We start from the raw sequence: 10229 nt of genomic DNA on the forward strand, positions 1-10229 counted from the left end.
GGAGGGCTGTGAGTTTCAACCCACGCTCCTCGCGGTCACGAGGAGCGACGACGTGGTTGCATAGGGCTCCTGACTTGCCATAGTTTCAACCCACGCTCCTCGCGGTCACGAGGAGCGACCCTCGAGATGGTCGACCAGGTGACCAAACAGTCGTTTCAACCCACGCTCCTCGCGGTCACGAGGAGCGACGACCTGGTGGCAACCCAGCTCGAGCTGACACTTTGCGTTTCAACCCACGCTCCTCGCGGTCACGAGGAGCGACAGGAGCGCCGCGTCGCCCTCCTGCAACTGGTGGATGTTTCAACCCACGCTCCTCGCGGTCACGAGGAGCGACCGGGCAGTGCTCGTGGTACGTCTTCGCCATCTTGTTTCAACCCACGCTCCTCGCGGTCACGAGGAGCGACCACGACTCGGGGCCAGTGCAGAGAGCACTATAGGTTTCAACCCACGCTCCTCGCGGTCACGAGGAGCGACCAGGAGGCATTCAAGCGTGCGCGGGCTCGCGCCGCGTTTCAACCCACGCTCCTCGCGGTCACGAGGAGCGACCAGCGGTCCGCTTTCTGGCGGACATGGATGACGGGTTTCAACCCACGCTCCTCGCGGTCACGAGGAGCGACTGTCTCTTAAGACATTCACGGCTGGTATGGCGGTGTTTCAACCCACGCTCCTCGCGGTCACGAGGAGCGACACTGGGCCGCCGCGCACACGGACCCGGCCCTGGGGTTTCAACCCACGCTCCTCGCGGTCACGAGGAGCGACTCTGCCCGTGCAACCTACCATGGGGACTGAGGAATCCGGCCGGTTTGCGCGAACCCCTCCCGGCGCGTCCCCACTCCGTCCCCGTCTCCATCGCTCCACACCTTCAACCCATGAAGACTATTGGAGATTTCAAAGAGCGCGAACCCTCGACGGAGGCCACACCGGGACAGGTTCGCGCGCGACCGAAAGGAAGCGCGCGAGCAGCCTACAGGATGAGGGGACCTTCGACATCGAGGGGCACACGGGCGCCATGGTGCTCGGTCTTCCGAGTGACGTCCTCGCTCAGGAAATAGAACCGCAGGCTGTCGCTCACGGCATCCATCTCGTCGAGCAGCCGAGCGCGCAGCACGACCCAGTCCTTGGGCTCCAGCACGCACTCGAACACCGAGTACTGCACCCGGACGCCGTGGTTCCGACAGGCGCGAGCGATGCGGCGGAGCCTCCGCGGCCCCTCTGGGTCCGACACCTTCACGTCATAACAAACGAGGACGTTGACCTTTCGCATTCAGCGCACCGCGAACGGTGGGTAGTCGTCCAGTTCGCCGCGCAAGGCGCGCGCCAGGAGCAGTGCCTGTAGGTGGGGAACCAGCCCCCAGGTCGTCTGCTGTCCCAGGAACGGGTGCTGCACGCGCCCCTGCTTCGCGTTCTGGTACGCCACCAGGAACGACTTGCGCGCATCGTCCTTGAGCAGCACGGCGCCAGCAGCCTCCGTCCGGAAGTCCTCGGGCGTGAGCTGTGCCCGGTTCACCAGCGAAAGCACGAGCCGATCCACCACGGGCGACCGCAGCTCCTCCATCAAATCCAGCGCCAGGGACAATCGTCCTGGCCGGTCCTCATGGAGGAACCCGACCGCCGGGTCCAAGCCCACACCCGCCAGAGCCCCCGCGCAGTCCTGCGCCAGCAGCGCGTACCCGAACGACAACAACGCATTGAGCGGATCCCTCGGCGGTCGGCGGTTCCGTCCATCGAACGAGAACCGTCGCGCATCCCCCTTCAACAGCGCGGGGAACGCGTCGAAGTAGTCGCGGGCCGCGATTCCCTCCAGTCCGCGAACCTGGTCCAGGTCCGCCGAGTGCTCCAGGGCCCGCAGGTGCCCGGAGAGCCGATGCGCGGCCTCCTCCAACGGAACCCGAGACTCCTCCGCAGCGTCCCGGCGCGCGTGAAGGAGGAACTGTCGCGCGTTCACCAGCTTCCCCACCACGATGGCCCGAGCAATCCTCAACGTGAGACCAGGGTCATCCGCCGCCCGGAACTGCTGGCGCCGCAAGAGGACGTTGCCGCCGGGAAGCCCCTCCACGCGTGCCAGGAACCGCCCGGTCATCCCGAAGAAGGACACATGGATGCCCGCCTCGACACAGCTCTCCATCAGCTCGGGACTCAACCAGGCCCGGGCCAGACAAACCACCGAGCGCAGGTGGCGCAGCGGCACCTCGGCCTTCTTCTCGTCCTGGATCGTCACCACCACGCACTCGCCCTCCTTGTTGAGGCGAGTCCCCTCCGCGGTGATGAACAACGTATTGAGCGCCGTCGTCATATGCCCCCCGGTCGAAGCAGGCTCACGGCACACAGACGTCCGTTCAGCCCACGTGCTCCACCAGCTGTTTCAAGTAGTCGGCCACGCGGCGCTGCCCCGCGGTGACATGAGGAAGGCACAGGGGCTCGAGCGAGCACGCCTCACACTTCGGCGCCCTCGGCACGAGCGGCACCCTGTGTTGCGCCAGCAGCGCGTGCATCCGGGCGATGGTCTCCTCCGTCCGAGTCCGCAGCGTCACGTCGAAGGACACCGCCTGCCTTCGATGCTGGGCGCCGAAGTACAGCGCCCCCTCGGGCACCTCGACGCCATGCATCTCCTCGAGGCACAGCGCCTGGGCGCAGAGCTGGACCCGGTCGGCCTCCGCCGCCTTGCGCCGAGCGCGCTTCACCTCCACCGGGAATGGCCTCCACCCGGTGGGGCTGGCGGCATCGGGGTGGTACTCGACCAGGTCCGCGCGGCCGGAGATGCGCAGCCGCTCCGACCCCAGCCGGACGGCGCGCTCCACCCGCCGTCCCGGCCGGGCATCATGCCCGGGCAGGTCCACCCGCTCGTGGAGCAGCCGTCCCGACGCGGTGTTCACGTCCTCGCGCCAGAGCTGCTCCACGTGGATGAGCGCCGCCTGCCGTTCGCAGTACAGCAGGTGCTGCAAGGCGGACAGCGCCACCCACTGTTCGCCTCCGCCGCTCACGCGGACAGGTCCATCACCTCGATGCCCTGGGGCAACCCCGCCGTGTCCACCGTCACGGCGTAGTCCGAGAAGGCGCGGGCGGGCTTCTCAGGCTGCTTGGGAGCCACACCCACCCGGTCGAACAGCGCGTGCGCGGGCGCGTTGCCCAGCTCCGAGCCGTGCTTGAACACGATGACCCTGCGCATCGACATCAGGCCCCGCGCCGCGCTGCGGTCCAGCTCGAACATCTGCAGGAAGGCCTTGAACAGCAGCTCCAGGTCCGCCTGGGAGAACCCCGTCTGCTTCGCGAGGAACGGCGAGACGAAACCGTGGGCCCGGTAGAGCCCGTACGGCACGGTGTTCTTGCGGCCCATGGTGCGGTTGTCGCCGCCCTGCTTCTCGGCCTCGGCCTCCGTGGCCACCGCCATGCGGGTGATGGAGTGCTCCAGCGACACGATGGGCGTCACCGAGCGCGCGAAGGTGAGCTGCACGGGGCCGCGCACCTGTCCGGCGTTGGCGCCCGTGGACATCACCGCGCCGAAGGTGCGGACGTCGAAGAACGTCTCGCACATCCACTTGCGCCCCGCCTCCACCTCCGACCCCTGGGCCTCGTCCTCCGAGTTCCGCTTCTTCCCATCCGCGGCGTTCTTCGGCTTCTCCTTCAGGTTGATGTTCAGCTCCTTGTAGGCCCGCTGGATGGTGGCGTTGAGCACGGCCTTCTCCTTCACGAAGATGTCCAGCCCCTGCTTCCCCTCCTGGGTGAGGGAGATGAAGTTGCGCACCTTGCGCTTGAGGCTCACGTCCGTGACGAGCCCGTGCCCCGTCTCCGGGTCGATTCGCGGAAGGTTCCCCGCATCGGGGTCTCCGTTGGGGTTCCCATCCTGGACGTCGAACAGCAGGACGAAGTCGTAGCGGCTCTTGAGTTCAGACATGGCGTGTTCTTTCCTTTGCAAGGAGTTGGAGTTCGGGAGACATCAATCGTTGGCGGACTCGTTCTTCGCGGTCTTCCCCTCGGACGGGGGGCGCTTGATGAAGAACGCCTCGCGTTGGTGGTAGTAGCCCACGGCGAACAGCCCCTGGTCCTCGAGCGTGAGGACGTTCGGGAAGGGCGCCTTGGGAGGCAGCAACGCCATCACCTCGCCCTTCTGGCGTTCCAGCCAGCCGCCCGAGTCGGCCTTGGAGGCATGGTGCACGGAGAGCTGGAGCAACCGGGGGAACACCGTCACGGGATTCCGCGAGGCCGCGCCGAAGTAGCGGTCCCGGATGGTGGCGTTGATGTCTCCCAGCGCCGCGCCCTGCAGACGCTCCAGCACGGCGAAGAGGCGCCCCAGGACATAGGGCTGCGAGGAGTTGTTCTTGTCCAGTGACACGGAGACCTCCAGGGAAGGGGTTCCACTACGGCGATGACGGATGAGATAGGCTTTGACGAGTGCGACACGGAGCCGGAGCTGCTCGCGCTCCAGCTTGTCGTCCGCGGGGGGGAGGCGGAGTCGCTCCAGCGCCGCGGAGAGCAACTGCCGCGGGAAGGGCTGCCCCCGGAGCGCGGCGCCGAGCATCCGGGTCGCGATATCCGGCGTGAGCCCACGTCCCGAGGGGGCCTCCACCGCCTTGAGCAGTCGCCAGATGGGGGTCGGCTTGTCCGTGGAACCCTCGCCCAGGCGCAGGTCCGCGAAGTAGCGACGGAGGTTCTGTTTGACCTCACCCAGGCTCGTCTGGAACCAGTCGCGAACCGCGACGCGCCCGGAGTTCCCCGCCAGCGTCACCGCGTAGAACCGACGCGTATCCAATTCGCTCGGCTCGACGCCACGGAAGGGCGCCTCGACGAGCTGACGGACATCGGCCTCGGTGGGATCCACCACGGACAGCAGCAGGCTCTCCTGCTCGGCCGTGCTGTTCGTCCAGAACACCAGCACGGAGTCCTCTCCAAGCTGGATGCCTTGACGGAAGCGGCGCGTCTCCGACTTGCGGAGCAGGTCGTTGAGCGCGAGCACATAGCCCAGCGCGGCTTGTTGGGAGATGGGGGCATTGTCGCCCTGCTCGAGGCCGTGCGACTCGAAGGCGTTGGCGTTGAACGACACCAGCGCCGCGCCAGCCCCCTGCGCCGAGGGGACGTTCTTGAGCTTGGGGTGCGTCTCCGCCAGCACGCCCACCTTGCCGCTCACCAGGCACAGCCCCTTCTTCCCCAAGGACGCCATCTGCTGACTGCGACGCTCCCACCACGCCCGGATGCTGGACTGCTCGTGCACCGGGTCTACCGAGTCTCCCACCGTGAAGGCGAGCATCTCCGAACCCGTCCACTCCTCCGCCTTCCGCTCCGCAACGGCCTTCGCGCGCTCCGCGTCGTTCGTGAGGAACGCCTCCACCGCGCGCAGCTCCGCGCTGTCCACTTCGGCGAGGGCTTCGCGGACCAGTCCGAGGAACGCAGCGAGGCGAGCGATTCCCTTGTTGGCCTTGCCCTGACGGGAGGCGGTTTCAGGATCGTGCCCCAGCACGTACTTCGTGTTGTCCGCCAGGAAGCCCGCCGCGACGTTCACCGAGCGCGCAGGAAGCCGAGGAATCGCCATGGGCGTGCCCCGGCCGCGCTCATCCTGACGGGACTGCAGGCTGAGGAACTTCCCTTTCCTGTCGAGGCAGACGAGGAAGTCCACGGACTTCGACTCGTAGAGCGGGTCATCCACCAGCCCGCGCTCGCGCGCGAAGTCATTGAGCGCCGTGAGCATCATGACCTGCCTCCGTTGTGCGCCAGCACCTCGTCACGCGTCGGGACCTGCAGCACGCCCCGCTCGAGGTTCGCCTCGAAGAACAGCGGTCGGACTGCGCCGTCGGACTCGCTGAATTCGAAGTCGAAGAACATCAAGCCGAGCGGGCGATGCTCCGTCGCCACGGGAGCGAGGTCCTCGGTGAGCGGCTCGACGCGCGCGGCGAACTCGCGACACCCGAGGTACGGCGCCTGGAAGAACTGTCCCCGCTCCAGGCGTCGCTCGAACATCTCCTCGAACTTGCGGACGTTGTCCTCCGGCCCCGCCTTCCCTGGCACCATGGAGAACGAAGCGGTGATGACGTAGTCCACCTCGCGCAGCGCCACCGTGTTGCGCTGGGCCCGGTCCTCGTCGGCCACGTAGTCGAACTTGCCCACCACCGCGCGACTGTTCACCTCGTTGCGACGGAAGCTCGTCCATCGCACCGGGGCCAGGAGGGCAATCTCGTGGACCTGCCAGCGAATCGCCGGCTTCCAGAGGATGGCCTCCAGCACCCCTCGGGCCGCCGAGGGCGTCATCACCTCGTAGCTCACGCGCTCGGCCTTCATCTCCGGCCGCGTGAAGCAGGCCACCGGCCCTCGAGCACGCACGCGCATCCGTTTGCTCGCTGCTGTCTTCATCCACTCCTCCTGAAGTCCATCCGGTCACCCCGGGATGAGCAGGCCCGGGTCGAGGATGCCGACCCGTGCCGGCACCAGGCCGAAGGTCTCGTCATAGGCGGGCCGATGTTCGGGCCCGAGGTACACCACCGTGTCCGAGGCGAACCGCGCCAGCTCACGTTCGACCCAGGCATCGCGCAGCTTGCGGGGCACCGTCACCGTGAAGCGCTGCAAGGCCCGCAGGCGTTCACGCGAGGGCCCCAGTCGCCGAAGCGCGTCGAGCCACGGCTCGCATCCCTCGAACGGGACGACCACCGGCGCGCTCCAGTCGTCCTCGACCAGCTTGAACGCCTGGGAGACCGCCTCGAAGCGCATCTCCGCGCGCATCGTCTGGATGCCTTTGCCATCCCGGCTCGCGTTCGCGTAGAGCCGCTCGAAGTAGAGGCGAAAGCTCTCCGGGGAGAAGAGGTCCAGGTCGGGGTATTGCTCGCGCAGCGTCCGCGTCACGCTCAGCGCCATCGCGGGAACGCCCCGGGGTGGGGACGTCTCCGCCTCATAGAGGCGCAGCTCCCCCAGCCCCTCCAGCAACCCCTCCCGGTTGCAGCGCCCCGCGGCCTGCGCCAGCGAGTCCAACCCCGCCAGGCTCCGGTAGACGATGGCGAAGTCCAGGTCCACGCCGGCCTCGACCAGTTGGGTGGCCACCAGGCGCACCGGCTCCCCCCGCCGCTTGCGCGCCTTGATGTCCGCCAGGACCTTCGAGCGGTGCTCCGGGCACATCAACGCCGACAGGTGCAGCGTCCGCGGCGCCCCCGTCTCGGCGTCCACCAGCTCGCAGAGCTTGCGCGCGTCGTCCCGTCGATGGACCACCGCGAGCACGTCTCGTTCTCGAGCCAGGTGCTGGGCCAACGCGGCATAGGGCATGGGCTCCCGGCTCTCCGGCCAGCGAACCTTCACCCGCCGCAGCCGCTCGAAGGCGCCGATTCCAGCGGGGACGAGCTCGCGAATCGCGGGAAAGCCCTCGGGGAAGCCCGTGCGCCGGCCCAGCGCGGGCTGGGTCGCGGTGCAGATGACGACCGAGCAGCCGTAATCCTCCACCAGGGTCCCGAGTCCGTCCAGGGTGGCGGTCAACAGGGCGGGAGGAAGCGTCTGCGCCTCGTCGAGCACGATGACACTGTGAGCGATGTTGTGGAGCTTGCGACAGGCCGACGTCCGGTTCGCGAAGAGACTCTCCAGGAGCTGAACGGTGGTGGTGACGATGACGGGTGCATCCCAGTTCTCGCTCGCGACCCGGTTGAGCGGCGTCTCGCGGCGAGGGTCCAACGCGGAGTGGTGCTCGATGACGGCGTCACCGAGCGCCCCGAAGGCCTCTCGATAGACCCCGGCGCTCTGCTCGATGATGGAGGTGAAGGGGATGGCGACGATGACGCGCCGGAGCCCCTGGGCGCGTGCGTGCTCCAGGGCGAACGCCATGGAGGTGAGGGTCTTGCCTCCGCCGGTGGGGACGGTGAGGCTGAAGACCCCCGGAGGACTCGGGGCGGCGGACAACACGGCCGAGAGCACCTCGCGACGCACGCGATTGACGGGCGTATCCGCGGCGCCGCTCTGTTTGCGGTCCATGAAGGCACGCAGCGCCTCGGCGAGCGCCGGAAGCGTGGCATCGACGCGTCGCCTCTCACGCGTCGCGGCATCGAAGAAATGCTCGGTGTCGAGGAAGTCCGCGTCCACCAACGCGGAGAAGAGCATGCGCGTCCAGAACTCGAACCTGTGCTTGGACAATCGCTCGAGGCCGGAGAAGTCGACGCCGGGAAGCATGGCGAGGAGCTCCTCGGGAGGGTTCCGGGCCAGCGCCTCGTCGAGGAGTTGTTTCTTCTCCTTCTTCCGGATGCGCTCCCTGAAGGCCTCCGCGTCCCGTAGCCCCCCGTGATGACCGATGATGGCCATCGCCAGGAACCCCAGACGGGGATCCTTCTGGAGCGCCCAGAGTGCGCCCGCCGTCGAGTGGTCCTTGTCCTGGCTCATCGAACCCGCGGAGGCATCCGCATCCCGCTCCAAGTGGGCTTCGAAGCCATTCTCCTTCCGGATGCGGTCCTGGAAGTGCTGCCTGTATTTGCCCAGGTCATGCCAGCGTCCTGCTTGATGGGCGAACACCCGCATGTCGTCGCGCGCGGCGAAGGTCGCGGCCAGGCGCCCGACTTCTTCCAGATGCTCCCGGAGCAGGTGCTCCTGGCGGTCCTGCGTGATGTGGGCGAGCGGCTCGCTCGTGACAGTGCGAAGCCCAACTTCCGGTGAGCTTGCCACGTCCTTGCAGTCAGGCTGTTTGTCAGACACGCGTTCCCCCGCGAGTGGCGTTCACCACAGTAACGCCGCAATCGCGACCCGTCATCCCATGAATGCTGACGGCGGCTCCATCCCCCCTAGGTGGTATGTCCTTTGGGGCATCACGCTGGCAGGAATGACCCTCCTGGGGGCAAAGAAACCCTCGCACCCTGTCCACGCCATGGGGCTGGCAAGGCCGCCGTGGAGTGCCTGGAGGGACGGCGTACGTGGTGCTCCACGCGACCGCGTCGCGGCGACACCTGGGGCCTGGCGCGAGTCACTCGACCCACTCGGGGAGTGCGACTTGCGAGTATCAGCCCGAGGCACGCGCAGGAGGGAGGTATGCACGGGAAGCGTCGCGGTCTGTCCGTGGTGTCGTGGTGCTGTCCACGACGGGATGGGCGTCGGAGCCCCATTGGCATCCCCCTCGCCGCTTGCTCGCAGGTGGTACGCCCTGGCACGTGCCGAGGTGACGACTTTGGCACCCCTGCCCCGGGCGGGCATTCGGGAAGAGGAAGGCTTCTTGCAGTTGGAGGCCACATTCATCCTCAACGGCGGCCCCGAGTTCGGCGTCAACAGCGGCGCGCCCGTGCACCTCAGCCTGAGGGGCGGGGACGACCACGCCATGCTCGTTCGCCGAGAGGAGGGGGACACGCCGTCGGACCGGGGGCACCTCGTACGGGGCCTCGAGCTCGGCTCGGACGACGCGCTGCGGGCGGTGTGGTTCGGTCTTCATGAGGAACACCGACTCCTCTCCGGGCAGTTGGTCCGCCTCAACTCCAATCGAATGAACCCGGACTACCACTGACCGGTGGCGTCATCACCGGCGTGATGGAAGCGCGACTGATGGGAGCAGCACTTGCGCTGGCCGTCGAGCACCTTCTCTACAGACAGCCAACGCATCAGAGGCGGCACATGACTGACGGAGCGCCGTGGCGTCGCCAACATCGAAGAAGGCGCTGGGCACCGCGACGACGACTTCCTGGGTGAAGAAGCTGCTCGAACCCCTCCGAATTGGACTCTCGTGGGACGGAGAGGCGTGCCCGGACCTCGAGGGCTTCAACCCATGCTCCTCGTGGTCACGAGGAGCGACCCGGCGATCACGAGGTTCCACGTCAGACACTCCTGTTTCAACCCACGCTCCTCGCGGTCACGAGGAGCGACATTTACGGCTGCTGGACGCCCCATGCCACGAGTTTCAACCCACGCTCCTCGCGGTCACGAGGAGCGACCGTCAGTCGTGAAGGATGGCAACGAAGTAATCAGCGTTTCAACCCACGCTCCTCGCGGTCACGAGGAGCGACCGATGCAGACCGACACGCTGTGCCCCGTGCCCGTGTTTCAACCCACGCTCCTCGCGGTCACGAGGAGCGACGTTGAGAGTCGAAGCAGACGCGGCCAAGGCCGAGGTGTTTCAACCCACGCTCCTCGCGGTCACGAGGAGCGACTTCTGGAAGTCCTTCACCACCGTCTACGACGAGTTTCAACCCACGCTCCTCGCGGTCACGAGGAGCGACCGCGGCCGCGGAAGTAGCCGGCAAAAGCCTGGGGGTTTCAACCCACGCTCCTCGCGGTCACGAGGAGCGACGGCCGCG

The 10229-nt window shown here is 67.4% G+C and carries 8 protein-coding genes and 2 CRISPR repeat arrays; of the genes, 1 reads left to right on the forward strand and 7 read right to left on the reverse strand.

Features of this window, described 5'->3' with window-relative positions:
* Positions 1-12 precede the first annotated feature (12 nt).
* Positions 13-759: direct repeats of the CRISPR family, unit length 37 nt; unit sequence GTTTCAACCCACGCTCCTCGCGGTCACGAGGAGCGAC.
* Positions 760-964: 205 nt separating this feature from the next.
* Genes cas2 through LZ198_RS42080 form a run of 7 tightly spaced genes read right to left on the reverse strand, consistent with a single transcriptional unit; the run spans position 965 to position 8646 of the window.
* Positions 965-1264 (reverse strand): CRISPR-associated endonuclease Cas2, encoded by a 300-nt coding sequence (gene cas2 / locus LZ198_RS42050; RefSeq protein ID WP_253977815.1) that lies wholly within the window; start codon positions 1262-1264, stop codon positions 965-967.
* Positions 1265-2293, reverse strand: coding sequence for a type I-C CRISPR-associated endonuclease Cas1c (gene cas1c, locus LZ198_RS42055; protein WP_253977816.1), 1029 nt, complete (start codon positions 2291-2293; stop codon positions 1265-1267).
* A 43-nt stretch (positions 2294-2336) separates the two neighbouring features.
* Positions 2337-2981 (reverse strand): CRISPR-associated protein Cas4, encoded by a 645-nt coding sequence (gene cas4 / locus LZ198_RS42060; protein WP_253977817.1) that lies wholly within the window; start codon positions 2979-2981, stop codon positions 2337-2339.
* Complete coding sequence (gene cas7c / locus LZ198_RS42065) at positions 2978-3892, reverse strand: type I-C CRISPR-associated protein Cas7/Csd2 (RefSeq protein WP_253977818.1); 915 nt, start codon at positions 3890-3892, stop codon at positions 2978-2980. Before cas7c ends, cas4 begins: the two co-directional genes overlap by 4 nt.
* Before the next feature lie 42 nt (positions 3893-3934).
* Positions 3935-5683, reverse strand: a complete 1749-nt coding sequence (gene cas8c, locus LZ198_RS42070; RefSeq protein WP_253977819.1) for a type I-C CRISPR-associated protein Cas8c/Csd1 — start codon at positions 5681-5683, stop codon at positions 3935-3937.
* Entirely contained in the window at positions 5680-6339 is a 660-nt protein-coding gene (gene cas5c, locus LZ198_RS42075; RefSeq protein WP_253977820.1) for a type I-C CRISPR-associated protein Cas5c, read from the reverse strand. Before cas5c ends, cas8c begins: the two co-directional genes overlap by 4 nt.
* Positions 6340-6363: 24 nt before the next feature.
* Positions 6364-8646 (reverse strand): CRISPR-associated endonuclease Cas3'', encoded by a 2283-nt coding sequence (locus tag LZ198_RS42080; RefSeq protein WP_253977821.1) that lies wholly within the window; start codon positions 8644-8646, stop codon positions 6364-6366.
* Between the two features lie 511 nt (positions 8647-9157).
* Between LZ198_RS42080 and LZ198_RS42085 the strand changes: the two genes are divergently transcribed.
* A complete protein-coding gene (locus LZ198_RS42085; protein ID WP_253977822.1) occupies positions 9158-9442 on the forward strand; it encodes a hypothetical protein in 285 nt (94 codons plus the stop codon).
* Between the two features lie 248 nt (positions 9443-9690).
* Positions 9691-10222: direct repeats of the CRISPR family, unit length 37 nt; unit sequence GTTTCAACCCACGCTCCTCGCGGTCACGAGGAGCGAC.
* Positions 10223-10229: the final 7 nt, after the last annotated feature.

Source organism: Myxococcus dinghuensis (genome assembly GCF_024198235.1).
In the GTDB taxonomy this organism is placed as follows: Bacteria; Myxococcota; Myxococcia; order Myxococcales; family Myxococcaceae; genus Myxococcus; species Myxococcus dinghuensis.

Excerpts from the sequence above, each read along its gene's own strand:
- cas1c (WP_253977816.1), bottom strand. The coding sequence starts at position 2,293 with ATGACGACGGCGCTCAATACGTTGTTCATCACCGCGGAGGGGACTCGC.
- cas7c (WP_253977818.1), bottom strand. The coding sequence starts at position 3,892 with ATGTCTGAACTCAAGAGCCGCTACGACTTCGTCCTGCTGTTCGACGTC.
- cas5c (WP_253977820.1), bottom strand. The coding sequence starts at position 6,339 with ATGAAGACAGCAGCGAGCAAACGGATGCGCGTGCGTGCTCGAGGGCCG.
- cas8c (WP_253977819.1), bottom strand. The coding sequence starts at position 5,683 with ATGATGCTCACGGCGCTCAATGACTTCGCGCGCGAGCGCGGGCTGGTG.
- cas2 (WP_253977815.1), bottom strand. The coding sequence starts at position 1,264 with ATGCGAAAGGTCAACGTCCTCGTTTGTTATGACGTGAAGGTGTCGGAC.